Source organism: Falsiroseomonas sp. HW251 (assembly GCF_050563545.1).
GTDB lineage: Bacteria > Pseudomonadota > Alphaproteobacteria > Acetobacterales > Acetobacteraceae > Falsiroseomonas.
The window spans coordinates 102,211-126,786 of the sequence record NZ_JBNXUM010000011.1 but is presented as its reverse complement, the minus strand read 5'-3'; the positions used below and the strand labels follow the sequence as shown (position 1 = coordinate 126,786).

At 71.0% G+C, this 24,576-nt stretch carries 21 protein-coding genes; 6 read left to right on the top strand and 15 right to left on the bottom strand.

Annotated features, from left to right (window positions below; all coding sequences use genetic code 11):
- Window positions 1–3 precede the first annotated feature (3 nt).
- The 5 genes from ACLF3M_RS15185 to ACLF3M_RS15165 are packed head-to-tail and all read right to left on the bottom strand — an operon-like array spanning window position 4 to window position 5,616.
- Window positions 4–711: an NUDIX hydrolase gene (locus tag ACLF3M_RS15185; protein WP_430657786.1), complete on the bottom strand. Its 708-nt coding sequence runs from the start codon at window positions 709–711 to the stop codon at window positions 4–6.
- The gene (locus ACLF3M_RS15180; RefSeq protein WP_430657785.1) at window positions 704–1,513 is read right to left on the bottom strand and encodes a nitroreductase family protein; all 810 of its coding nucleotides are present in this window, start codon (window positions 1,511–1,513) and stop codon (window positions 704–706) included. The genes ACLF3M_RS15185 and ACLF3M_RS15180 overlap by 8 nt, the downstream gene beginning before the upstream one ends.
- Window positions 1,514–1,517: 4 nt before the next feature.
- Window positions 1,518–3,557 (bottom strand): acetate--CoA ligase family protein, encoded by a 2,040-nt coding sequence (locus tag ACLF3M_RS15175; RefSeq protein WP_430657784.1) that lies wholly within the window; start codon window positions 3,555–3,557, stop codon window positions 1,518–1,520.
- The gene (locus tag ACLF3M_RS15170; RefSeq protein WP_430657783.1) at window positions 3,554–4,705 is read right to left on the bottom strand and encodes an acyl-CoA dehydrogenase family protein; all 1,152 of its coding nucleotides are present in this window, start codon (window positions 4,703–4,705) and stop codon (window positions 3,554–3,556) included. The genes ACLF3M_RS15175 and ACLF3M_RS15170 overlap by 4 nt, the downstream gene beginning before the upstream one ends.
- The gene (locus ACLF3M_RS15165; RefSeq protein WP_430657782.1) at window positions 4,705–5,616 is read right to left on the bottom strand and encodes an SDR family NAD(P)-dependent oxidoreductase; all 912 of its coding nucleotides are present in this window, start codon (window positions 5,614–5,616) and stop codon (window positions 4,705–4,707) included. Before ACLF3M_RS15165 ends, ACLF3M_RS15170 begins: the two co-directional genes overlap by 1 nt.
- A gap of 119 nt (window positions 5,617–5,735) precedes the next feature.
- On the opposite strand from ACLF3M_RS15165, the gene ACLF3M_RS15160 reads away from it, so the two are divergent.
- The 3 genes from ACLF3M_RS15160 to ACLF3M_RS15150 are packed head-to-tail and all read left to right on the top strand — an operon-like array spanning window position 5,736 to window position 8,231.
- Window positions 5,736–6,503 (top strand): ABC transporter ATP-binding protein, encoded by a 768-nt coding sequence (locus ACLF3M_RS15160; RefSeq protein WP_430657781.1) that lies wholly within the window; start codon window positions 5,736–5,738, stop codon window positions 6,501–6,503.
- The gene (locus ACLF3M_RS15155; protein WP_430657780.1) at window positions 6,490–7,257 is read left to right on the top strand and encodes an ABC transporter permease; all 768 of its coding nucleotides are present in this window, start codon (window positions 6,490–6,492) and stop codon (window positions 7,255–7,257) included. Before ACLF3M_RS15160 ends, ACLF3M_RS15155 begins: the two co-directional genes overlap by 14 nt.
- A gap of 17 nt (window positions 7,258–7,274) precedes the next feature.
- The gene (locus ACLF3M_RS15150; RefSeq protein ID WP_430657779.1) at window positions 7,275–8,231 is read left to right on the top strand and encodes an ABC transporter substrate-binding protein; all 957 of its coding nucleotides are present in this window, start codon (window positions 7,275–7,277) and stop codon (window positions 8,229–8,231) included.
- A 21-nt stretch (window positions 8,232–8,252) separates the two neighbouring features.
- Here the strand turns inward: ACLF3M_RS15150 and ACLF3M_RS15145 are convergent, their stop codons facing one another.
- The 6 genes from ACLF3M_RS15145 to ACLF3M_RS15120 form a co-directional block, all read right to left on the bottom strand.
- The gene (locus ACLF3M_RS15145) at window positions 8,253–9,209 is read right to left on the bottom strand and encodes a Bug family tripartite tricarboxylate transporter substrate binding protein (RefSeq protein WP_430657778.1); all 957 of its coding nucleotides are present in this window, start codon (window positions 9,207–9,209) and stop codon (window positions 8,253–8,255) included.
- Window positions 9,210–9,213: 4 nt separating this feature from the next.
- On the bottom strand, window positions 9,214–10,176 hold the full coding sequence (locus tag ACLF3M_RS15140) for a Bug family tripartite tricarboxylate transporter substrate binding protein (RefSeq protein WP_430657777.1): 963 nt from the start codon (window positions 10,174–10,176) through the stop codon (window positions 9,214–9,216).
- 163 nt (window positions 10,177–10,339) lie between these two features.
- Complete coding sequence (locus tag ACLF3M_RS15135) at window positions 10,340–11,440, bottom strand: hypothetical protein (RefSeq protein ID WP_430657776.1); 1,101 nt, start codon at window positions 11,438–11,440, stop codon at window positions 10,340–10,342.
- A gap of 121 nt (window positions 11,441–11,561) precedes the next feature.
- The gene (locus ACLF3M_RS15130; RefSeq protein ID WP_430657775.1) at window positions 11,562–13,532 is read right to left on the bottom strand and encodes an acetyl/propionyl/methylcrotonyl-CoA carboxylase subunit alpha; all 1,971 of its coding nucleotides are present in this window, start codon (window positions 13,530–13,532) and stop codon (window positions 11,562–11,564) included.
- A gap of 139 nt (window positions 13,533–13,671) precedes the next feature.
- A complete protein-coding gene (locus tag ACLF3M_RS15125) occupies window positions 13,672–15,288 on the bottom strand; it encodes a carboxyl transferase domain-containing protein (RefSeq protein ID WP_430657774.1) in 1,617 nt (538 codons plus the stop codon).
- Between the two features lie 9 nt (window positions 15,289–15,297).
- On the bottom strand, window positions 15,298–16,404 hold the full coding sequence (locus ACLF3M_RS15120; protein ID WP_430657773.1) for an alpha/beta fold hydrolase: 1,107 nt from the start codon (window positions 16,402–16,404) through the stop codon (window positions 15,298–15,300).
- A 63-nt stretch (window positions 16,405–16,467) separates the two neighbouring features.
- Between ACLF3M_RS15120 and ilvE the strand changes: the two genes are divergently transcribed.
- Complete coding sequence (ilvE, locus tag ACLF3M_RS15115) at window positions 16,468–17,373, top strand: branched-chain-amino-acid transaminase (RefSeq protein WP_430657772.1); 906 nt, start codon at window positions 16,468–16,470, stop codon at window positions 17,371–17,373.
- Here the strand turns inward: ilvE and ACLF3M_RS15110 are convergent.
- From ACLF3M_RS15110 to ACLF3M_RS15100, 3 genes are all read right to left on the bottom strand, one after another.
- Window positions 17,370–19,433 (bottom strand): hydantoinase/oxoprolinase family protein, encoded by a 2,064-nt coding sequence (locus ACLF3M_RS15110; RefSeq protein ID WP_430657771.1) that lies wholly within the window; start codon window positions 19,431–19,433, stop codon window positions 17,370–17,372. The two genes, ilvE and ACLF3M_RS15110, sit on opposite strands and share 4 nt — an antisense overlap.
- A gap of 121 nt (window positions 19,434–19,554) precedes the next feature.
- Window positions 19,555–21,141 (bottom strand): hydantoinase B/oxoprolinase family protein, encoded by a 1,587-nt coding sequence (locus tag ACLF3M_RS15105; protein ID WP_430657770.1) that lies wholly within the window; start codon window positions 21,139–21,141, stop codon window positions 19,555–19,557.
- Window positions 21,138–22,760 carry a thiamine pyrophosphate-binding protein gene (locus tag ACLF3M_RS15100; RefSeq protein WP_430657769.1) on the bottom strand — a complete coding sequence of 541 codons (1,623 nt, stop codon included), beginning with the start codon at window positions 22,758–22,760 and terminating at the stop codon, window positions 21,138–21,140. Before ACLF3M_RS15100 ends, ACLF3M_RS15105 begins: the two co-directional genes overlap by 4 nt.
- Window positions 22,761–22,861: 101 nt before the next feature.
- Between ACLF3M_RS15100 and ACLF3M_RS15095 the strand changes: the two genes are divergently transcribed.
- On the top strand, window positions 22,862–23,605 hold the full coding sequence (locus ACLF3M_RS15095; RefSeq protein WP_430657768.1) for an SDR family NAD(P)-dependent oxidoreductase: 744 nt from the start codon (window positions 22,862–22,864) through the stop codon (window positions 23,603–23,605).
- Window positions 23,606–23,739: 134 nt separating this feature from the next.
- Window positions 23,740–24,147: a hypothetical protein gene (locus tag ACLF3M_RS15090; RefSeq protein ID WP_430657767.1), complete on the top strand. Its 408-nt coding sequence runs from the start codon at window positions 23,740–23,742 to the stop codon at window positions 24,145–24,147.
- A 13-nt stretch (window positions 24,148–24,160) separates the two neighbouring features.
- Here the strand turns inward: ACLF3M_RS15090 and ACLF3M_RS15085 are convergent, their stop codons facing one another.
- Window positions 24,161–24,532 carry a hypothetical protein gene (locus tag ACLF3M_RS15085; RefSeq protein WP_430657766.1) on the bottom strand — a complete coding sequence of 124 codons (372 nt, stop codon included), beginning with the start codon at window positions 24,530–24,532 and terminating at the stop codon, window positions 24,161–24,163.
- Window positions 24,533–24,576: the final 44 nt, after the last annotated feature.

Below are 24,576 nucleotides of genomic sequence, written 5' to 3'. Positions count from 1 at the left end.
GGGCTATTCGTCGCTCATCCGGTTGTCGTTGCCGCGGAAGACGATCTTCGGGCGGCGATGCCGTTCGCCGGCCGGCGTCTCGAGCCAGGACGAGAACTCCGCCAGCATCTTGCGCGTGATGTCGGCGAGCTTCGCATCCAGCGCCTTGGACAGCGGATACCACGCGAGGTTCTCGAGCTCGCCCGATCCCGCGATTTCCCCGCGCACCGTCTCCGCCGGCGCGAGCAGGAAGCGCGCGTTGAAGCGCATCGCGCGCGACGCCGGCGTCACGGCGCGGCAGAGATAGTCCAACGCCGCGAGATCGGCGAGGACGCGCTCGCCCTTCCGCTCGCCGAGCAGCAGCCCGGTCTCCTCGGCGAGCTCGCGGATCGCCGCGACGCCGATGGCGCGCGCGAGCGATGGCGGCGCGCGGTGGCGCAGCAGCGCCTCGGTCTCCGGGCGGAGCTCGGTGATGGTCTTCACGCCGTGGTCGGTGCGGTCGACGCGGCCGCCGGGGAACACCAGAACGCTCGGCATGAACTTGTGCTTCGCATGACGATTGCCCATCAGGATCTCGGGCTCGGCGCCACGCGCCTGGCGCCAGACGATCAGGCTGGCGGCGTTGCGCGGGCGGACGGCCTTGGTGCCGGGGGCACGGGCGGCGGCGCGCTTGAGGTCCGGGTTGCCGCCGGGGTTGTCGGCGCCTCCGTCGGGCCGCGAGATGTCAGACAAGGTTGAGGCCTTTCGATGCGAGCCAGGCGCGGAAGCCGGCGCGCTCCGGCACGGAGAGCTGACGCGCGGCGTTCTCGCTCCAGCTGCAGCCCTCGGGCTTCGGGCCGTGCACCTCGGGGTAGCGCGGCTTGGTCGGCGGGCGGAGCGCGTCATAGGCGGGAAGCGTGGCGGCGAGGCCGCCGTCATCGTAGCGCTCGCGATGGACGACGACGGATGGCGGCAGGCGCGGCGAGGCCGCGTTGCGCGCGGCGGGAAAGCCGAGCGTCAGGCCGGCCACGGGGAAGACGCCGTCGGGCAGGCCGAAGAGCTCCGCGATCAGCGGGAGGTGGTTGCGGACGTAGGAAATGGGGCAGGTGCCGAGGTCCATCGCGTCCGCCGCCATGATGCAGAAGCCCATGGCCAACGCCGCGTCCACGCTTGCGTTGAGGAAGGTGTCCACGCTGTCGTTGGCGTGTTCGCGCCCGTGCATCGCGCAGACCTGGCGACCGCGGCGGATGTCGCCGCAGAAGACCAGCAGGACCGGCGCTTCGTTGATCCAGGGCATGCTGCCGATGGCGTCCGCGATCGCGGCGATCTTTCCCGAGTTGCGCGTGACCATCACGGAATACTGCTGCAGGTCCGACTTCGCAGGCGCCGACTGCGCGCCGGCCAGCACGGTGTCGAGCAGTGCGTCGGAAACAGGGTCCGCGCGGTAGCGCCGCGTGACGCGACGGTCGAGCAGCATGGCGAGCCCGTCGGTGATCTCGGCGGGGGCGAAGGGCAGCGTGCCGTAGCGCGCGCGGATCAGGGCCTCGGCGTCCATGGCCTCAGGCTGGCACGATCCAGGCATCGGCGACAGTGACCCCCTGCCCTTCCGCGTGGATGATCAGCGGGTTGATCTCGGCTTCCTGAACGCCGTCCAGCGCGGCGAGGCGCGAGACCGCGACGACCGCGCGCGCCAGCGCATCGAGGTCGCCGCGCGGCAGGTTGCGCCAGCCCGCCAGCGGCGCCAACGCGCGGACCTCGGCGATCATGGCGCGGGCCTCGTCCTCGCCCACGGGCGCGAGGCGCAGCGCGATGTCGCGATGAAGCTCCGACAGCACGCCGCCGGCGCCGAGCAGGACGACGGCGCCGGCCTCAGGGTCGCGACGGAAGCCGAGGATCGCCTCGGCCAGGCCCTTCGCCATGGGCTGGACGAGGAAGCCGGTGATGCGCGCATGCGGCGCCGCCGTGGCGACGCGGGCTCGGATGGCCGCGGCGGCGCTGCGCAGTGACGCTTCGTCCGGGATGTTCAGCGCGATGCCGCCGACCTCGGTCTTGTGCGCGATGTCGGGCGACAGGATCTTGGCCGCGACGGGATAGTGCAGTCCGGCGGGCGGCTCGTCCTGCATGACGACGGCGCCGGAGACGAGGCCGAACGCGGCGAAGAGCGCGCGTGCATCGGCCTCGTCGGGCGCGGCGGGGATGGGGACGACAGGGGTCGGCAGCGCGGCGATGTCGCGCGGCGCGTGCCAGGTGCAGAAGGCGGCGATGGCATCCGCCGCGCCCTCCGGCGTGCGGAAGGCGGCGATGCCGGCCTCGGCCAGCAGGCGCAGCGATGCCTCGGCCTGCGGCGCGAGGAAGGCGGCGATCGGTTTGCCCGGGTGCCTCGCGGCCTCGGCGATGCCGGCGACGGAATCCTGCGGGCGGAACTGTGCGGAGCTGCCGATCACGGCGAGGGCGAGGTCGGTGTCCTCGGCGCTCCGCAGCGCATCTAGCGCGGCGGCGACACGGTCGGGCTTCGTCCCGGCGAGCGTCATGTCGAGCAGGCGCGCATGTGTCGGCATGCCCGCGGCCTGCAACTTCGCGGCAGCCATCGCGTCCGGCTTCCTAGCCTCGATCCCGCGCACGCCGAGCGCATCCACGGCCAGCGCGCCACCGCCGCCCGTCGTCGTCATCACGCCCACGGCGCTATGCGCACGCGCGGGAGGTCGCCGCCCCGCGACGAGCGGAGGAAGCTCCAGCAGCGCTTCAAGCATCGTGACCCGCAGGATGCCATGCGCGCGGAAGAAGGCATCGGCCGCGGCATCCGTGCCGGCGAGCGCGCCGGTGTGGCTCGCCGCGAGCTCGGCGCCAAAGGGCGAGCGGCCAAGCTTCAGCGCAACGATCGGCTTGCCCAGGCGGTGCGCCTTGCGGGCCGCCTCGGCCAGACGCTCCGGCGCGCGGATCGCCTCGAGGAAGAGGCAGACCACGTCCACCTCCGGCCTGTCGATCAGCAGTGACGCGATCTCGCCGGAGGTCAGGTCGGCCTCATTGCCGGTCCCGATCATGTGCGAGAAGCCGAGGCCCCGCGCCGCGCCGCGCGATAGCAGCGCGCCCATCATGGAGCCGGACTGCGAGACCAGCGCGACGCGGCCGGAGGGGATGCTATCGGCCTCGAAGGCGGCGTTGGTGGTCAGCGCGATGCGGTCATGCGTGTTGATCACGCCCATCGAGTTCGGGCCAAGGAGCCGGATGCCAGCAGCCCGCGCAGCGGCGACCACCCGCGCCTGCAGCGCCGCGCCCTCTCCGCCCGCTTCCGCGAAGCCGTCGGCCAGCACGCAGGCCACGGGAATGCCGCGCGCGGCGCAGGCCGTGACCTGCGCCTCCACCTGGTCGGTGCCGAGCAGGATGTAGGCGAAGTCGATCGTGCCGGGGATGTCGTTCAGCGAGGCATAGGCACGCTCGCCCAGGATCTCCGGGGTCCGTGGATTCACGGGGAAAAACTCGCCCGTGAACCCGTGACGCCGGAGGTAGCGCTGCGGCCGCGCGGTCAGGCGGTTCGGATCAGCCGACGCGCCGACCAGCGCGATGCGACGCGGCGCGAGCAGCGCGTCGGACAGGCTCACTTCGAGCTGCGTTGGGGGAACGACCGCCCGAACACGCCCTCCGCGATGCGGTTCTTCATCATCTCGAGGCTGCCGCCGGCGATCATCCAGCCCCTGGTCTTGCGCACGCAATACTCGATCAGCAGGTCCTGGCTGTAGCCCGTGCCGCCCATCACCTGCAGGGATTCGTTCGCCGCCATCCAGCCCGCCTGGTTGCAGGCGTACTTCGCCATCGCGATCTGCTGCGCGTCGGGCAAGCCCCCGCTGCCGCTGAGCGTCGCGCGATACAGCAACAGCTGCGCGGCATCGAGCGCCACGCGCATCTCCGCGAACTTCCATTGCAGGCCCTGGAACTCCGACAGCGGCTTGCCGAACTGCCGGCGCGTCTCGGCATGCGCCTTGGCCTGCCGGAAGCAGTATTCGCCGAGCGCCAGCGCGCGCGTCGTGTTGCCGCAGCGCTCCACGTTGAAGCCGGCGATCTGCTTGCGGAAGCCGCCCTCGCCCAGTAGCAGATTCTCCGCGGGGATGAAAACATTGTCGAAATAGAGCGCGCACCAGGTCTCGCCATTCATGTAGCGGCTGGGCTGGCCGAGCCTGAAGCCGTCCATCCCGCGTTCCACGATGACACTGCCGATCCCGTTCACGCCGGGACCGAAGCGGCAATAGACGACGAAGACGTTCGCGTCCTCGGTGTTCGACGTGAAGACCTTCCCGCCGTTCAGCCGCCAGCCATTGCCGTCCTTCGTGCAACTGGTCTTGAGGTCGGTGAGCGCGGAGCCCGCATCGGGCTCCGTCATGCCGACGGCCGCGATCGTCTCCCCGCGCAGCAGGGGCCCGAAGAAGCGTTCCTTCTGCCCGGGCGTGGCGTATTCCGCGAAGGTGCGGAAGGCGCCGAAATTGCCGGCCTGCAGGACATCGGCGCTGCGCGGGCAGACATAGGCGATCTGCTCCATGGCCAGCACGGCGTCAAACAGCGTGCCGCCCTGGCCGCCATCCTCCTCGGGCAGCATGATGCCGAAGAGGCCGTTCTCGGCCATCAGCTTGGCGACGTCCCAGGGGAAGCGCTCGTCATGCGCGCGATCGAGCGCGCCCGTCGCCAGGTGCGTCTCCGCGAAGCGGCGCACGCTGTCCTGGAAGGCGGCCTGTTCTTCGGACAGTCGAAAGTCCATCAGACCGGATCCCAGGAGAAGACGTCGCCGCTGCGGTCGAGGGGCACGAAGGCGCTGCGCAGCGCGGGCATCGCGGTCTCCGCGATCGCCTCCGCCGTCCAGCCCTCGCCGCGATGCGTGCTGCGCACCGGGCGCGGCTGGGAGAAGACGAAGATCTCGTTCATGCGCGCGGCGAAGATCTGGCCGGTGACGTCCTTCGCCGCGTCGGACGCCAGGAAGACCGCGAGCGGCGCGTTCTTGTCCGGCGTCATCTGCTGCAGGCGGGCGACGCGCGCCTTCTCGGCCTCGGTTCCGGCGGGGATGGAACTCGTCATGCGGCTCCACGCGAAGGGCGCGATGCAGTTCGACCGCACGCCGAAGCGCTGCATGTCGAGCGCGATGGACTTCGACAGCGCCGCGATGCCGAGCTTCGCGGCCGAGTAGTTCGCCTGACCGAAATTGCCGATCAGCCCCGATGTCGACGTCATGTGCACATAGGCGCCGGAGCCTTGCTTGCGAAAATGCTCGGCCGCGGCGCGGGAGACGTAGAAGGTGCCATTCAGGTGCACGTCGATGACGGCTTTCCAGTCCTCGACGCTCATCTTGTGGAAGATGTTGTCGCGCAGGATGCCGGCGTTGTTGACGACGACGTCGATGCGCCCGAAGGCGTCCAGCGCGGCCTGCACGATGCGCTGCGCGCTGCCCCAGTCCGCGACGCTGTCGGTATTCGCCACGGCCTCGCCGCCGCGCTGGCCGATGATTTGCACGGTCTGCTCGCCGGGGGTCGCGCTGGTCGGGCCCTGGCCGGTCAGGCTGGCGCCGATGTCGTTTACCACGACCTTCGCGCCGGCCAGCGCCATGGCGAGCGCGATCTCGCGCCCGATCCCGCCCCCCGCGCCGGTGACGACCGCCACCTTGCCTGCGAGCATCATGCGGACTGCCTCCCTCTTGCGCATGACGGTTCTAGTCCGGGGGGTCCGGACCGGGAAGCCGGCTTGCCGCATGGCGGGGTCGCTCGTATGTGACGAACCAATCACGGGGGAGTTCGGGAATGGGGTTCGTCACCCTGGACGGGGTGGGCAAGGTCTATCGCGGCCGGACCGGTGCGTGGGAGGCCGTGCGCGACTTCTCGATCTCGCTCGACGAAGGCGAGTTCTTTTGCCTGCTTGGCACCTCGGGCTGCGGCAAGACCACCGTGCTGAACATGCTGGCGGGGTTCGAGCCGCCGACCAGCGGCCGCATCCTGCTGGACGGCCAGCCCGTCACGCGCCCCGGCGCCGATCGCGGCGTGGTGTTCCAGGGCCATGACAGCCTCTATGACTGGCTGACCGCGCTGGACAACATCGGCTTCGGTCTGCGGCTGCGCGGCGTCTCCAGGAACGAGCGCCGCGCGACGGCGGAACGCTTCCTGACGATGGTCGGCCTGACCGGCCAGGGCGCCAAGCACCCGGCGGAGCTGTCGGGCGGGATGAAGCAGCGTATCCAGATCGCGCGCGCGCTGGCCAACGACCCGCGCATCCTGCTGATGGACGAGCCCTTCGGCGCGCTGGACGCGATGACGCGCGCGGTGCTGCAGGGCGAGCTCTCCCGCATCTGGGCGGAGACGCGCAAGACCGTGCTGTTTATCACGCATGACATCGAGGAAGCCTGCGCGCTCGGGACGCGCGTCGGCGTGATGAAGCGCGGGCCCGGCGGGACGCTGAAGGCCGTGGTGCCGGTGGACCTGCCGTTTCCGCGGGAACGCACCTCCGATGGGTTCATGCGGGTCTTCCGCGAGGTCCACGGCCTGATCCACGAGGAAATCCATGCGAGCCACTAGCCGGGCGGTGACGGTCGCCGGCTATGTCGGGGGCTTCGCGCTGCTGTTCCTGGTCTGGCACCTCTGCTCGGTCTATCTGGTGCGCTCCGTGCTGTTCCCCTCGCCCTTCCCGGTCTTCGTCCGGGGCTGGGCGCTGATCGAGGACAGCATCTTGCAGGAGCAGATCGTGGCCTCCATGCGCCGCATCCTGCAGGGCTTCCTGCTGGGCAGCGCGATCGGCATCCCCATCGGCCTTGCGATCGGCAGCTTCAGGCCGGTGCGCCTGCTGCTGGAGCCCTGGACGGAGTTCTTCCGCTTCATCCCCGCCGTCGCGATGATCACGGTCGCCGTGATCTGGTTCGGGATCGGGGAGGAGAGCAAGATCTTCCTGATCGCCTACACCACGGTCTTCGTAGTCGTGATATCCACCGCCGCCGGCGTCGGCGCGGTCGGGCGCGACAAGATCCGCGCGGCGCAGTGCCTGGGTGCCAACAAGCTGCAGATCTTCGCGCTCGTGGCACTTCCCGCGACGGTGCCCTACATCCTGACCGGCATGCGCGTCGCGATGGCGAACGCCTTCGTCACGATCGTGGCGGCAGAGCTGGTCGCGTCCAACGACGGGCTCGGCAAGATGCTGTGGGACGCGCGACTTTTCATGCAGATCGAGGATATCTTCGTGGCGCTGATCTCGCTCGGCCTGCTGGGGTTCCTGACCGACCGCGTCTTCCGCCTGCTGATCCGCGCCTTTGCAGGCCGCTTCAACCCAACGATGTGAACAGGGAGAACACAAAAATGCTCCGTCGTCATCTTCTGACCGCTGCGGGTGCAGCCGCGCTGCCGCTGCCCGCCTTCGCGCAGAATGCCCCGATCCGCATGACCATCGCGACGGGCGTGGACCCGTCCTTCTCGCCCTATTACGTTGCGCGCGAAGGCGGCTTCTTCCAGCGCAACGGGCTCGACGTGACGGTCAACACGGGCCCCTCGGGCTCGGCGATGATCGCCTTCCTAGTAGGCAACCAGATCAACTCCGCCTATGGCGCCGAACAGGCCGGCGTGTCCGCTCACCTGGTGGATCCGAACGTCGTCGCCATCGCGGAAGGCACGGCGCTGCTGCGCTGGATCAGCGTGGTCGGGCGCAACGTCGCGTCCATGGACGAGCTCAAGGGCAAGCGCGTCGGCGTCGCCCGCGGGACGGGCAGCGAGACCTTCTGGCTGTCGGTTGTCTCCAAGCTCAACCTCAACCCCGCGGACTACACCATCGTCAATGTCGAGGCGCCGGAGATGGTCGCCGCGCTGGAACGCGGCAACATCGACGCCTTCGCGGTGTGGGAGCCCTGGCCGACGCGGGCCGTTCGCGCGATCTCCAACACGAAGATCCTGCTGTCCAACGACCAGGTCCAGATCGTCCGCAACTACGTCTACATGAACAAGGGCTGGGCCGAGGCGAACCAGGACGCAACGCAGCGCTTCCTGCGCAGCCTGATCCAGGCGCAGGAATTCATCGAGGCCAACCCGGCCGAGGCCGCCGCGCAGGTCGCACGCTTCCTCCGCCAGGACCGCGCCTTCGTGCAGGAGCTGATGACAAAGGTCGGCTTCCGCATGAACCTGACGGCCGACAGCGTGGCGAACATCCAGCTCGCCATTGATCAGCTGCGCGGGATGAACCGGCTGTCGCGCGACGTCACGCCGCAGCAGGTGATCTGGACCGGCCCGCTGCAGCAGGTCGCACCGCAGCGCGTGCAGATCTGAGGTCGACCGCGCTGATCCCGGTCACTCGATCCGGATCTGCGCGGCCTCGATCACGCCGCGCCACTTCGGCGCTTCGGCCTGCATGAAGCGCGCGAAGTCGGCGGGCGTGTTGCCGACGGTCTCGAAGCCAAGCGAGGCGATACGCGACGCCACCTCGGGCCGCGCAAGCGCCGCAATGAAGGCATCGTGCAGCCTGGCCACGACGGGCGCCGGCGTTGCGGGTGGGGCGAGCAGGCCGTACCAGGCCTCGACCGACATCTCGGGGCCGCCGGATTCCGCGACGGTCGGGATCTCGGGGAAGGCGGCGAAGCGGCGCGGCGTGGTCACCGCCAGCGCACGCACCTGGCCCGCGCGCGCGTACTGCATGCTCTGCGGCGCGTCGAAGAAGACCGCGGTGTCGCCCCGCATCACGGATTGCGTGGCGTCGGGCGTCTGGCGGTAGGTGACGTTGGTCAGCCGCACGCCGGCGCGCTGCATGAAGAGCTCGGTCGCGAGATGCGGCACGGTGCCGTTGCCCGCGGTCGCATAGTTCAGCTCGCCCGGGCGACGCCGCGCCGTCTCCACCAGCTCCGCCATGGTCGCGATCGGCAGGCGCGGATTGGCGATGACCAGCAGCGGGCCCGTCGTCAGCAGCGTGATCGGCGCCAGCGCCGCGGGATCGTAGCCGAGGTCGCGATAGAGGAACTGGTTGATCACCAGCGGCGAGGCCGCGTTCAGCACCAGCGTGTGACCGTCGGGGGCGGATTGCGCGACCGCGCGCGTGCCGAGGTTGCCGCCGGCGCCGGCGCGGTTCTCGATCACCACGGGCTGGCCGAGCGCCGCGGCGACGGGATCGGCGAGCAGACGCGCGACGACATCCGTCGGGCCACCCGCGCCGAAGGGCACGATGACGCGGATCGGACGGTCCGGCATCCAGGCCTGCGCACGGGCCAGCGAGGGTAGCGCGAGCGAGGCGGCGATCAGCGTACGGCGGCGCATCGTGTCACTCCGGCTGGATGCGGGCCGCGGCGACGAGGTCGCGGTTGCGCGGGATCTCGGCGGCGATGAGGCGCGCGAAGGCGTCCGGCGTCTCGTTCAGCGGCGTCAGGCCGACGGCCGCCATGCGCTGGACATTGGCGGGATCGTTCGCCGCCTGGTTCACGGCCGCGTTGAGCCGCGCGACCTGGTCCGACGGCAGGCCGCGCGGACCCCACAGGCCGCACCAACCCTCATAGACGAGGTCGGGGAAGCCGGCCTCGGCCAGCGTCGGCACGTCGGGCAGCACGGATTCACGACGCGCGGAGGTCACGGCAAAGGCGCGCGCGCGCCCGTCGCGTACCAGCGGCAGCGCCGGGCCGAGCGGCGCGATGAAGAGGCTGACCGCACCCGAGATCAGGTCGTTGATGGCCGGTCCGGTGCCGCGGTAGGAGACGAAGGTCGCCTCGATGCCGAGCTTCTGCCACAGCGCCGCGGTGGCGAGCTGCCCGACCGATCCCAGCGAGGATCCCGCGAAGGAGAATTGCTGCGGCGTGCGCCGGATGGCCTCCAGCAGCGCGGCCAGGTTCACCTGCGGCAGCTGCGCGCCGCCGATCATGACATAAGGGATGGAGACGGTGCGCGCGACGGGCGTGAGGTCGGCCTGCAGATCGAAGGGCACGTTGCGCTGCACGAAGGGCAGCACCGTCAGCACCTCGTTGGAATAGAGCAGCGTGGTGCCATCCGGCGCGCTCCGCGCCACGGCCTCGGCGCCGACCGCGCCGTTGGCGCCGGAGCGATTCTCGATCACCCAGGTCTGGCCGAGGATCTCCGCGCTGCGCGGCGCGATGATGCGGCCCGTGAGGTCGGTCGTGCCGCCCGGCGGATAGGGCACGACGAGGCGCACCTGGCGCTGCTGCGCGACCGCGGGCGCGGCGACCGCCGCGGCGGCCAGCGACAGCACGCCGCGTCGGGTGATGGTGGGCGTCACGTCGTTCCCTCCCGTCCTTTCCTCCCCGCTCTTCCATTTCCCTCCACCGAACGCAGGGGAGGGTCAGGGTGGGGGCATCGTTCAGTACGCGCTCATCCTCCGCACCCGCCCCGGCCGTCCCCCGCTTGCGGGGGAGGCAGAGGAAGGGCAGGAAGGTCAATCTTCAATCCGGCCAGGCTTCCAGCAGGTCCACGGGATCGCCGTAGCGCTTCGCCATCTCCACCACGCTCTCGTCACGCAGCGATTCCAGGAAGCCGTCGGTGATCAGCGGCGTGTTCCCCGCGTGCACGGTGCTGTCGAAGGCGACGAGATCCATGTGGACCGGCGGCTCCTCCCATTCCGGCATGACGCGGCGGATGTAGTCGCAGGGCTTGATGAGGTCGATGCCGTAATGCAGGGCGCCCGGGCTGTTCGATCCCGCGGGATAGATGCCGCGCCGCGGCGCCTTCGGGTTGAAGCCGCAGCCCAACTCGATCAGCCGTCCGCCGACCAGCATGTCGCGCAGGATGCCGGCGAGCTTCGTATCGCCCAAGACTTCCGTGATCCGGTCATCCCTGAAGACCACGCCCACGCGCTCCTCGAAGGGGCGTTCGAAGCCGACGGCCCATTCGGGATAGACGACGCCGTTGACCGGGACAATCAGCTCCTCGTCATCGTTGACGCTGGTGCGGTCGTAAAGGTTCGGGCCGTGCGTCGGCATGAAGTGGACGTAGCTGCCGGGCTCCTCCGGCGTCATCCTGCCGCGCCAGCGGTTGGACTTCAGCTGGTTGTCGCGCATCCCGGCCGTGAAGCGGATGGTCAGGTCCGTGCCGCGCGGGTCGGCGAAGTGCAGGTCGAAATCCTGGCCCTTGGGATAGCGCGCGGCGGTGCCGCGGATGATCTCGCCCACGATGTCGATGGGAAACCGCGCCTGCGGCGTCTTCAGCAGATCGAGGTTGCGGAAATAGGTGATCTTCACCCAGCGCTGGCCCTTCTTGCGCAGCGCGATGCAGAAGGGATCGATGATCGAGCAGAACCAGGTGGAGACGACGAAGCTCGCGCGTTCCAGGAGCGGCTTCACCTCCTCCGGCACGGCCAGCACCTGCGTCGTGTCGGCCATGTACACCACGGGCCGCACGCCGTTCGCACGCGCCAGGCCGCTGATCGCGGCGATCACCAGCGGGTCGAGGTTGCGGTCGGCGAGGAAGACCATGCGGTCGTCCGGCTTCGGACGGAAAGTGCGGGTGAAGTTCTCCAGCGCCTCGAAGTATTGGCCGGTGAGCACGGTCGGCAGCGTGCTCGGTTCGGGCAAACCCTGGCCGCGGAACGGCGCTCCGCCCTCCATCCGAAGTTCCTCCGCGAAAATGCTTCGTTGTCTAAGTATCTGCGGGCCGCGCGGTGGCAAGTCAAGCCGCGGGGGCTTCCAGCGTGACGAGCTCCGCGCCGTCTTCCACGAGGTCGCCGGCGGCGCAGCGGATGGCGGCGATCGTGCCGCCGGCAGGGGCGGTGATGCGCATCTGCACCTTCATCGCCTCGATCACCAGCAGCACGGCACCGCGCTCGACCTCATCGCCGGGCGCGACCAGCACCTGAAGCACGCGGCCCGGCATCGGCGCGATGACGCGCCCGCCGGCGCTGTCCGCGGCGCCCGAAGGTGCACGGGGGTCATCGTGGCGAAGTTCATGTGTTGCGCCGTCGAGAATGACGGACAGCGCATCGTTCTCGCGCAGCACGCGCGCGCGGATCGCGGCGCCGTCAAGGCGGAAGGCGAGCGCGTCGCCGTCCCAGCGCGCGCCGTCGACGCGGCCGGTGCCGTCGGGCAGGCCAAGCGTGGTCGCGGCGCCGAGATGGGCGCGGATCGTGAGGGAATCCTCGCCGCCGAACAGATGAAAGTCCTGCCAGCCTTCCCCGTTGAGCCGCCAGGCCGTGGCGAGACCCCAGGGCGAATGCGGATCGGCGGGATCGATGACGGGCTCGTCGCGCAGCAGGCGGAGCACGGCGGCGGCGAGGGCAGCGCGCGGCGCGGCGCCGGCCAGCGCGAGCAGATCGGGGTGCCGCGCGATGAAGCCGGTGTCGAGATCGGCTTGCGCGAAGCCCGGGCTCGCGGCGATGGCGCGCAACAGAGGCAGGTTGGTACGGACGCCCGCAACCTCGGTCTGCGTCAGCGCGCGCAGCAGGCGGCGACGCGCGGCCTCGCGATCCGGGCCATGCGCGATGATCTTGGCGACCATGGGGTCGTAGTGGATGGGGATCGCATCGCCGGTGCGCACCCCGGCATCGACACGGATGCCCTCGCCCGTCGGCAGCGCCAGATGCTTCAGCGTGCCGACCGACGGCGCGAAGTCGCGCGAGGGATCCTCGGCATAGAGACGGACCTCGATCGCATGGCCGGTGATGCCGGGCTGCGTCGTGGGCAGGGGCTCGCCGGCGGCGACGCGAAGCTGCCATTCCACGAGGTCGAGACCCGTGATCGCCTCGGTCACGGGATGCTCGACCTGCAGGCGGGTGTTCATCTCCATGAAGGCGAAGGTGTCGCCTTCCGATATGAACTCGACGGTGCCCGCGCCGACATAGCCGATGGCGCGCGCGGCGTCGCAGGCGGCCTCGCCCATTGCGGCGCGGCGTTCGGCCGTCATGCCGGGCGCCGGCGCTTCCTCCACCACCTTCTGGTGACGGCGCTGGATGGAGCAGTCACGCTCGAACAGCGAGACGACGTTGCAGTGGGTGTCCGCGAAGACCTGGATCTCGATGTGGCGCGGTTTGGTGAGGTAGCGCTCGAGCAGCAGGCGGTCGTCGCCGAAGGCCGACGCGGCTTCTCCGCGCGCGAGCGCGATGGCCTCGTCGAGTTCGGCGGCGTCGCGCGCGATCTTCATCCCCTTTCCGCCGCCGCCGGCGCTGGCCTTCACCAGGATAGGGAAGCCGATGCGCGCGGCGGACGCGCGCAGGGTCGCGTCGGACTGGTCCTCGCCGTGATAGCCGGGGACGAGCGGCACGCCGGCCTGCTCCATCAGCGCCTTCGCCGCGGCCTTGCTGCCCATGGCGCGGATCGCGGATGGCGGCGGTCCCACGAAAACGATGCCGGCGGCGGCGCAGGCCTCAGCAAAGTCGGGGTTTTCCGACAGGAAGCCGTAGCCGGGATGAATGGCCTCGGCGCCGGTCGCGCGGGCGGCGTCGATCAGCGCGGGGACGGACAAGTAGCTCTCGCGTGCCGGGGCCGGGCCGATGCGGATCGCGGCGTCGGCCATGGCGACATGCATCGCCTCGGCATCGGCGTCGGAGAAGACGGCGATGGTGCGCAGGCCCATGCGTCGGGCCGTGCGGATCACGCGGCACGCGATCTCGCCGCGGTTGGCGATGAGGAGGGTGGCGAAAGTCATCGAAGCGCTTGCCCCCTCCCCCACCCTCCCCCGCGACTGCGGGGGAGAGAGCAGGCCACAGCGCATTGCGCCTCTTCCCCCCTCGCGGTCGCGGGGGAGGGATGGGGAGGGGGCAAAGGCGCGATCAACAAGATGTCCCTCACGTCCGGAACACCCCGAACCGCGGCTCGCCGTCCCAGCCCGCGACCGGGTTGTTGCGCGCCGCGGACAGGCACAGCGCGAGCACCATCCGCGTATCCTCGGGCGCGATCACGCCGTCGTCCCATAGCCGCGCGCTGGCATAGGTCGGATTGCCCTGCGCCTCGTACTGCGCCTCGATCGGGGCCTTGAAACTGGCCTCCTCCTCCGGCGGCCAGGTGCCGCCCTTGGCCTCGATCGCGTCGCGGCGGATCTGCGCAAGGACGGACGCGGCCTGGGTGCCGCCCATCACCGAGATCCGGGCATTCGGCCACATGAAGAGGAATCGCGGCGCATAGGCGCGGCCACACATGCCGTAGTTGCCCGCGCCGAAGCTGCCGCCGACGATCACCGTGAACTTTGGCACGCGCGCGGTCGCGACGGCGGTCACCATCTTCGCGCCGTCCTTCGCGATGCCGCCGGCCTCGTACTTCCGTCCCACCATGAAGCCCGTGATGTTCTGCAGGAAGACCAGAGGGATGCCGCGCTGGTCGCAGAGTTCGATGAAATGCGCGCCTTTCTGCGCGCTCTCGCTGAACAGCACGCCGTTGTTGGCAACGATGCCAACGCGGTAGCCCCAGATCCGCGCGAATCCCGTGACCAGCGTCGGGCCATAGAGCGGCTTGAACTCGTCGAACTCGCTGCCGTCCACGATGCGGGCGATGACCTCGCGCGCGTCATAGGGCTCCCGGATGTCGGCGGGGATGACGCCGTTCACGCCGTCATAAAGGGGCGCGCGCGGCGCCACGGGGTCGTCCAGCCCCGCGGGCTTGCCGCGGTTCAACCCGGCGACGATACGCCGCGCCAGGCCCAGCGCATGCGCGTCGCTCTCCGCCAGGTGATCCGTCACGCCGGAGGTCCGGCTGTGCAGGTCGCCGCCGCCGAGATCCTCGGCGCTCACGACCTCGCCCGTCGCGGCCTTCACTAGCGGGGGGCCCGCGAGGAAGATCGTGCCCTGGTTGCGCACGATGATGGCCTGGTCGGACATCGCCGGGACATAGGCGCCGCCGGCGGTGCAGCTTCCCATCACCACCGCGATCTGCGAGACGCCGAGCGAGGACATGCGCGCCTGGTTGAAGAAGATGCGGCCGAAATGGTCGCGGTCGGGGAAGACCTCGTCCTGGTTCGGCAGGTTCGCGCCCCCGCTGTCCACGAGGTAGAGGCAGGGCAGCCGGTTGGCCTCCGCGATCTCCTGCGCGCGCAGGTGCTTCTTAACTGTCATGGGGTAGTAGGTGCCGCCCTTCACCGTCGCATCGTTGGCAACGATGACGCATTCCCGCCCGCTCACGCGGCCGATGCCGGTGATGATGCCGGCGGCGGGGATCTCCTCCCCGTACAGCCCCTGGGCCGCGAGCTGGCTGAACTCCAGGAAGGGCGAGGCGGGGTCGATCAGGGTGCGGATGCGCTCGCGCGGCAGCAGCTTGCCGCGGGAGAGATGGCGCTGACGCGCGACCTCCCCGCCGCCTTCGCGGATGCGGTCCACGGTGGCGCGGAGCTCGGCGACCAGCGCCTGCATCGCGGCGGCGTTGGCCCGATAGGCGTCGGAGCGCGGATCGGCTGTCGTGGCGAGGATGGCCATATCAGGAGATCAGCCGGTTTCGTGCAGGAAATCCAGCAGGGCGCGCGTCACGGCCTGCGGCCGTTCCTGCTGTACCCAGTGGCCGGCGCCCTCGATCAGGCGGACGCCGCGCATGTCGGTGCAGGCTTCCCCCTGCATCCGTCGCAGCGCGCCGGGGACCTGGTGGATGCCCCAGTCCTGGGCGCCAGCAACGAAGAGGCTCGGGACCTCGATCCGCCGGCCGCTGAAGAGCCGCAGCTCCTGCGCGTTCCCGCCGCCGGTCTGGCAGCGGTACCAGTGCAGCCCGCCCTGGAAGCCGGTGCGCGCGTATTCCGAGGCGTAGGTCGCGAGCTCGGCATCCGGCAGCCAGCGGCAGGAAGCGACCTGCGCGAGCGACGGCATGTGCGGCGCGACGGTCTCCGCCATCGTCTCGTCGCGGTGCATGACGTAGTAGGTCGGGAGCTTGGCGAGTTCCCCGGCCGTCCAGCCCTTGAGCTCATACGGCGTGTTGTCCGGCCAGTCCGCGGATTTGTGGTGGTAGTAGGCGCGCAGGAAGTCGTGCAGGCCCTGCGGCGCGCGCAGCATGTCGTGGTTGGCGGGGCGCGTCGCATAGTACCACTGATAATGCTTGCGCGGCGGGTGCAGCGCGGCCAGGTCGTCATGCACGGTGTCGCGCGGCGCGGGGTCCCAGGACGGCGCACCGGCAAAGGGCGAGCTCATCATCACCACGCGCGGGAAGACATCGGGCCGGATCAGCGCGCAGCAGGCCGCGACGGGCGAGCCGAAATCATGCCCGATCACGGCGTGGACGCGAGGAATCCGCAGGGCATGCAGCAGCGCCAACTGGTCGCGCACCAGGTTCGGCATGCTGAAGGCCGCGAGCTCCGCGTCGTACCCCGCGTCCCACCCCGTGGTGCGGCCATAGCCCCGCTGGTCCGGCGCGACGACGCGAAAGCCGGCCCCGGCGAGCGCGGGCATCACCTTGCGCCAGGAATACGCGAGCTCGGGGAAGCCGTGCAGCAGCAGCAGCACGGGATCGCCGGCGCGCCCGACTTCCAACACATGCATCTCGAGCCCGTTCACGCCGGCGAGGAGGCGTGCGGTGATCCCATCGGGAAGGCCGCCGAGCGGGTCCATGCCTCTTTCCATCCTCCCTTTGCGGGAACAGAGTCGCCCCGACGCATCGGGGGAGCAAGCGGCATGTGGACCGCCCGCACCATCATCCATAACGGCCGCGCGATCCCCTTCGGCGAGGCGAGCATCCACCCGCTTGCGCTCGGCGTCGCCTTCGGCATCGCGGTGTTTGAGGGGTTGCGCGCCTACCGCCATCCTTCCGGCGGCTTCACGGTGTTCAGGCTGGAGGAGCATCTGGATCGCCTCGCGCAGGGCATGAAGGTGCTGCGCTTCGACGACCCGCCGCCGAAGGACGTGCTGCGGAACGCCGTGCTCGATGCGGTCCGGCTGAACGAGCCCGACGACGACGCCTATCTGCGGGTCCAGGTGCAGATCGAGGGCATGGGCATGATGGCGACGACCGGCCCGGTCGGCTGGATCGCGGCGGCGCTGCCGCGCGAGCGCAGCCGGAAATTCGCGACGGGGCTGGCGGCGGCGGTGTCGTCCTGGACGCGGCTGCCGGACAACGCGATGCCGCCGCGGGTGAAGGCGAGCGCGAACTACCACGCCTCGCGCCTCGCGACGCTGCAGGCCAGGGCGGATGGCTACGACAGCGCGATCCTGCTGACGCAGCGCGGCAAGGTCAGCGAGGCCGCGGCGGCCTGCCTGTTCCTGCTCCGCGACGGCGTGCTGGTCACGCCGAGCCGCTCCAGCGACATCCTGGAGAGCATCACGCGCGGAACGGTGATCACGCTGGCGCGCGAACTCGGCGTGCCGGTCGAGGAGCGCGAGGTGGACCGGACCGAACTCTATGTCGCCGAGGAGGTGTTCCTCTGCGGCACCGGGCAGGAGCTTGTGGCGGTGACCAGCGTGGACCGCCTGCCCGTCGGCGACGGCGCGCCGGGCGCGGTCACGAAGCGGCTGCAGGCCGCGTATGAGGCCGTGGTGCGCGGCACCACGGACGCGCATCCGGAGTGGCGGACGCCGGTCTAGCGGACTTCCACCACCAGGTTCAGCGGGGCGTCGCAGGTCGCGCGCGCGCCCGGCGGGATCACGAGCGTGCTCTCGCGTTCCTCCACCAGCGCGGGGCCAGTCACGACGTCGCCTGGCTTCAGCACGGCGCGGTCCAGCACGGCCGCCTCCACGAACCGGCCGCCGAAATACGCGGCCCGCGTGCCGCGCGACGCGGTACCGGAGGGCGACGACGCGGCGGCGAGGTCGAGCCTCGGCGTCGGTCCGCTCACCGTCACGCGCCAGCCCACGCATTCCACGGGCAGCGCCGGCTCCGTGCGGCCGTAGAGGCGCCTGTACTCCGCCTCGAAGGCCGAGCGGATCGCGTCGCGGTCGAGCGTCGCGACGTCCGCCTCGACCTGGTAGCCCTGGCCGGCATAGCGCATGGCGACGCGCACGCGCGTCTCCGCGGCGTCCACGCCGGCCTGCGCGACCAGCGCGCGGCCTTCGGCCTCCATTTCCGCCAGCATGGCGCGCAGCGCATCGAGATCGAGCGTCGCGAGCGGCGCGACCAGGCCGCGCAGCAGCGCGAAGCTGATCGGGGCAGCAAGGAAGCCGAAGGCCGAGGCGACGCCCGCGCCGGCCGGCACGACCAGCGTAGCGATGCCAAGTTTTCGGGCGACCTCTACCGCGTGCACGGGGCCGGCGCCGCCGATCGGGACGAGGGTGTAGCCCTCGATGCGACGCGCCTTCTCCAGCGCATGGATCGCGGCGGCCTGGGCCATGGCGGTGTTGACGGTCTCGTGCACGGCCCAGGCGGCCTCGACCGGCGACAGGCCGAGCGGCATGCCGAGGCGATCGCGCACCGCGGCTTCCGCGGCGGCGACGTCGAGCTTCATCGCGCCGCCGAGGAAGCTGCCGGGCGCGAGATAGCCCAGCAGCAGGTCGCAATCCGTGACGGTGGGCTCGCGCCCGCCCAGGCCGTAGCAGGCCGGACCGGGATCGCTGCCGGAGCTGTCCGGGCCGACCTTCACCAGGCCCAGCGCGTCCACGCGCGCGACGGAGCCGCCGCCCGCGCCGATCTCGATCATCTCGACCACCGGCACCTTGAGCGGCAGGCCGCTACCCCTGCGGAACCGGTCGGTCCGGGCCACCTCGAAATCGAGGCTACGCGCGGGCTGGCCGGCATCGATCAGCGCGGCCTTGGCTGTGGTGCCGCCCATGTCGAAGCAGAGGATGTCGGGCGCCTTCGCGCTTTCGCCGATCACGCGCGCGGCCTGCACGCCGCCGGCGGGGCCGGACTGCACCAGGCGGATCGGATGCCGCGCCGCGACGTCGCGCGCCACGGTGCCGCCGTCGGAGAGCATGAGGAAGAGCGGGCCCTTCAGGCCGGCGGCGCGCAGCCCCTCGTCCAGCCGCGCGAGGTAGCGCGCGAAGACCGGCAGCACATAGGCGTTGGCGATCGTCGTGCTACCGCGCTCATACTCGCCGATCTCCGGCACCAGCTCGGCGGAGAGGCAGACCGCGAGCTCAGGCGCTTCCTCGGCGGCGAGCTCGGCGAGGCGGCGTTCATGCGCGGGGTTGACGAAGGCGTGCAGCAGGCAGGCCGCGATCGCCTGCACGCCGGCGTCGCGCAGCGCGCGAATTGCGGCGCGGGCGGCGGCTTCGTCGAGCGCTTCGCGAACGCTTCCGTCGGGCGCCAGGCGTTCCGGCACGTCCAGCCGCAGGCGCCGCGGCACCAGCGGGTCGGGGCGGCGCATGAAGAGGTCGTAGGTGTCGTGGCGAAGCTCCGTGCCGATTTCCTGCACGTCGCGGAAGCCGCGCGTCGTCAGGAAGCCGGTCGGGACGCCGCGGCGCTCGATCAGCGCATTGGCGACCAGCGTCGTGCCATGGATAACGTGGCGGACCTGATCCGGCGCGACGCCGTGCTGCGTCAGCAGTCCGGTGATGCCGTCCAGCACGGCCTGTTCCGGCGCGTGCGGCGTGGTCAGGACCTTGCCGTTAAGGAGCCTTCCATCGCGCGTGTCGAGCATCACGAGATCTGTGAAGGTGCCGCCGATGTCGACGCCGATGCGCCAAGGGGACATGGCTTGGGCGGTCATGTCAGGTCAGAGGCTCCCTCCCCGCCCTCCCCCGCAACAGCGGGGGAGGGAGAAGTCGGCGCGCGCTCTTTGCCCCCTCCCCCGCTGTTGCGGGAGAGAGATGGGGAGGGGGCCGGGCGCATCACACGTACCCCTCCGCCGCATCCCTGTCGCGATCGGCGGCGCTGCGCTGCGTCGGATCGCCGAAGCCGCCGCCGCCCGGCGTCTCGAAGGTGATGGTGTCGCCGGGCTGCAGGACGATGCGGGCCTTGGCCGCGACCGGCTTGCCGTTGAGGAGGTCCCTGCCCCCGCGCCCCGCGCCGCCGCCGAGCAGGCCGCGCGGGGGATGCTGGACGCGTTCATGGCGATAGGTCGCGGTGACGGCAGTGTCGCCCACGACGGTGAATCCGATGCGCTGGCCCAGGCCCCCGCGCCGCGCGCCGTCGCCGCCACTGCCGGCGATCAGCGACTTCTCCGTGATCAGCATCGGCACGGCGTTCTCGAACTGCTCGACCGGTTGCGTCGCGACGTTGGAGGGGAAGGACAGGCAGGACGCGCCGTCATGCGACGCTGCGGCGCCGTGGCCGCCGTTCATGAAGAACATGCGCACGAAGCGCCGTCCGTCCTTCTCGCCCGTGAAATAGACGTTCCAGAGCGGGCTGCCGGACTCCGCAATGACGCGGTCCGGCATCAGCCGCCCGAGCGCCGCCAGCACCAGCATCGGGAGGTAATGGCCCGTCAGGTGCCGCCCCCAGACCGGCGCGGGGCGGCGCGGATTCACGATGCTGCCTTCCGGCGCAATCAGCTCGATCGGCCGGAAGCTGCCGTCGTTGTTGGGCGTCGCGGGATCGAAGGCGCATTTCACGGCGTAGTTGGAATAGGCGCGCGTGAAGTTCAGCGGCGAGTTCACGGGACGGGCGATCTGCGCGTCGGTGCCGGTGAAATCCAGCAGGATGCGCTCGCCCTGGACGGCGAGCCGCAGGCGGATGGTCACGGGATGCTCGAAGCCGTCCGCGGTGACCTCGTCAATGACCTCTCCGTCCGGCACGGCAGCAATGGCGGCGCTCATCGCGCGTTCGGATCTCGTGAAAATCTCCTCGGCGAGCGGATCGAGGCCGGCTATGCCTTCCTCATCCAGGATGCGGAACAGGCGCGGCTCTGCCTGGTCGTACATCGCGAGCTGCGCGCGGATGTCGCCCAGCGCCTCCTCGGGCTGGCGGAGATTGGCTTCGAGGAACGCGACGACGTCCTCGTTCTCCTCGCCGGCGCGCAGGATCCTCGCGACGGGGATGGTCAGGCCTTCCTCCCAGGAATCGCGCGCGTCCACCGACGGGGCGCCGCCGATGTCGGTGCAGTGGAAGGTGCTGCCGATCCAGGCCGCGATGTGCCCCTGCCGGAACAGCGGCTTGACCATGGTGATGTCGTTGAGATGGCCGGTGCCGTGGTAGCCGTCGTTCGAGATCAGCACGTCGCCCGGTCGCAGCGTCGCCGCGGGATAGCGCCGCAGCATGACCGCGAGGGTGCGCGGCATGGTGCCGACGAAGCTCGGCACGGAGCGGCTGGACTGCGCGACCTGGCGGCCCGCGCTGTCCATCAGCCCGACCGCCATGTCCCAGTTGTCGCGCACGACAGAGGAGAAGGAGGTGCGGACGAAGCTTTCCGCCGCCTCGTCCATCAGGCCGCAGAGACGCGCCCATGCGGTGCCGAGGCGGAGTGCGGGTATCGTCATCCCCGCATCGCCTGCAGCTGGGCGGGATAGCCGCCGGGTTCGACATGCACATCGACCAGTGACGGGCCATCATGCGCGAAGGCGGCGCGCAGGGCGGCGCGATACGCCGCGGGATCGCGCGCGGAAAATCCCTTCACGCCGAAGCCTTCGGCGACCTTGGCGAAGTCCGGCCGGTCCCAGCGCACGCCCTCGGGCGCCAGCTGGCGCTGCTGCTGCTTGACGTCGATCAGCGACAGCGATCCGTCGTTCAGCACGATGGTGACCAGACGCGCCTTTGCCGCCGCGGCCGTCGCCAGCTCTCCCGCTACCATCATCAGGCCTCCGTCGCCGGTGATCGCGACGGCGCCGCGCGCGGGATCGTGCAGCGCCGCGGCGATGCCCGCGGGCAGCGCATAACCCATGCTCGCCAGGCCGTTCGAGATCAGCAGGTCGCGCGGCCGGTCGCAGCGCCAGAAGGCGGTGGCGCTGAACATGTGCGCGCCGGCATCCACCGTCACCCGCGGGTCGCGCCCAGCCTCGCGCGCCACCTCCTGCGCGATCCCGGCGATCGCGGGCGGCGCGACGCCGCCATCCCCGCGCCAGGCCAGCGAGGCCAGCGCGGCGTCGCGCAGTCCCGCGATCTCCGCGGCGGTCCAGCCGCCGGCCCGGGCGGCCTCCCGCAGCATTGCCAGGGAGTGCGCGATCGGCCCGTGCAGCGACGCCGCGGGCTCGACATAGCGCACGGGATGCCCGCCGAGCGCGACGTCCAGCACCCGCGCCCCGTAGGGCCAGGGCTGCAGGATCAACTCCACGGGGTCGAGGCCGACGGTCACGATCAGGTCGGCCCGCGACATGACGGGCCCTTCCAGCGCGCCGCCGGTGAAGATGCCGGCATGCAGCGCATGCCCGTCGGGCAGCACGCCTTTCGCCTTGTAGGTAACGAGGACCGGCGCGCCGAGCGCCTCGGCCAGGTCGCGCAGCGCCGCGGCGGCGATCCCGTCGGCGGCTTCAAGCCCCGCGACCAGCACGGGCCGTGTCGCGTGTGCGAGGAGGCCGAGCGCGGCCGCGGGATCCACCATGGGCGGGGCAGCCGCGCGCGCCGGCCGCTGCTCCCCCGGCGGCCGCCGCGCGGCCTCTCCCGTCAGGTCGAGATGCACCGCGCGCCGGCGGTCCTGCGCGAGGTCCAGCAGCGCCGCCGCCTCCGCCGCCGGCGCCTCGCCCTCCGCGCGCGCATAGGCCGCGACGAAAGCCGCGCTCGCCTGCTTCTGGTCGAAGACCTGGTGCGTCACCCAGCCCAGTTGCCTCGGCGTGAAGCCGTCGGACACCAGCATGACCGGTGCGCGCTCCAGGCTCGCGCAGGCGAGCGCGTTCAGCGCGTTGCCGAGGCCGGGGCCCTTGGTCGTGAGGAACACGCCTGGCGCGCCGGTCAACTCGGCATCGGCGATCGCCGCCATGCCCGCCGCGCCCTCGTGCCTCGTCAACACGAAGGAGAGGCCGAAGCGCGGCATGGCCGCGATCAGGTCCAGCGACGAACCGCCGCCCGGCACGCCCCAGATGCGCCTGGTGCCGCGCCGCGCGAGGTCCGCCAGTAGCGCCTCCGCCACCGTGCGAGCGTCGCCGCCATCCCGGCCATCCCGCATCGCATCCTCCGCAACCCGCGGCGCTGTCATGCCATGCGCAAGGCGGGCTTGCCAGGGCACCCGGGTCGGCCTTGCATGGCCCCGTGCAGAGGGAGCGGACCATGTCTTTCGCGGGCAAGCGCGTGCTGGTTGCGGGCGGCAGCAAGGGGATTGGGCGCAGCGTCGCGCTGGCCTTCGCGGAGCGCGGCGCGTCCGTCTCGATCTGCGCGCGCGGTGCGGAGGCGCTGGAGAGGACGCGCGCCGAGATCGCGGCGCAGGGCGTCACCGCCCATGCGGTGCCGACCGACCTGGCCGAGGGCAGGGAGGTCACGCGCTGGGTGGTGCAGGCTGCGGCGGCGCTCGGCGGCGTAGACGTGCTGGTGAACAACGCCTCGGGCTTCGGCGCCCGCGACACGGAGGAGGACTGGGCGCGCGGCCTCAACGTGGACGTGATGGCGACGGTGCGCGCATCGCGCGCCGCGGGCGAGTTCCTCCGCGCGTCCAAGGGCTCGATCGTCAACGTCACCTCGATCTCGGGCTTTCGCCCGTCGCTGCGCACGCCGGCCTATGCGGCGGTGAAGGCGCTGCTGGTGAACTACACGGCGAGCCAGGCCGCCGCCTTCGCGCCGGACGGCGTGCGGGTGAACGCGGTGGCGCCGGGCTCGATCGAGTTCCCGGGCGGCAGCTGGGAACAGCGCAGGACGAGCGACCCCGCGCTCTACGGCCGCATCCTCGACTCCATCCCCTTCGGCCGGCTCGGCACCCCGGAGGAGGTCGCCGAGGTCGTGCTGTTCCTGGCGAGCCCGGCCGCGCGCTGGGTCACGGGACAGACGATCATCGTGGATGGCGGGCAGCTACTGGGATGAAGGCGGGACGGTTCTGTTTCGTGTGTGACGGGTCGGCCGTCACACACGCAACCTGATTCCCCCGCGCGCGCCATCGCGACGAAACAGGACCACGGCAGAAGGCGGGAACCCCAAGTCACGGAGGAGATCCCGCCATGAACCGCATCCCGCTCCTGTTCCTCGTCGCCGCGGCGTCCTGCCTGGTCTGCGGCGTCGCGCTCGGCATCGGCATGGGCATCGCGCATGACTTCCAGCTGGCGCCGGTGCATGCGCACACGAACCTCGTGGGCTGGGCGTCGCTGTCGCTGATGGGGCTGACCTTCCGGGCCTGGCCCGAACTGGCGGAGGGCAGGCTCGCCGTCACGCAGTTCGTGATGTCGGCGGGATCGGCGATCTGCTTCCCGCCCGGCATCTACCTCGCGGTGATGCACGAGCAGCCCGTGGTCGCGATCGTGGCGGGCATCGTGTGGTTCGCCGGCGCGCTGCTCTTCCTCGGGCGGCTGGTGCACCTGCTGCTGGCCGGTGCGCCGCGCCGGGCGCCGGCGATGATCGCCGCGGAGTAGAACGCGATCTGCTCTACTGCACGCCGACGACGCGCCAGGTGGTCTCCTGGCCCTCCGGCGCGACAAGGGTGAGCACGGCGCCGGGCCTGAGCCCGGCCTCGGCATGCAGCAGGCGATGGGCCGGCGCGTCGGGATCGCGCGCGCCGGAGAAGAAGCGGAGCTGCCAGCCCTCGTCGTCATGCGCGACGTCGCCGGTCTCGGGCTCGGCGCCGTCCGTCCACCGGGTGGCGGGCCACACCTTGGGGTCTTCGAACCACGCCCGCAGGTCCGGCGCGCCCTGCGCGTCCAGCGCGATGGCGAACTCGATCCGACCCGGCGCTCCCGCGGTGTCGGCGGGATCCCAGGCCCGCGCCAGCGTCACCGTCACCAGCCTCGCGGCCGTCATGCCTGCTCCTTGCCGTCCGGCTGCCATCCAACGCGGCGCCGCAT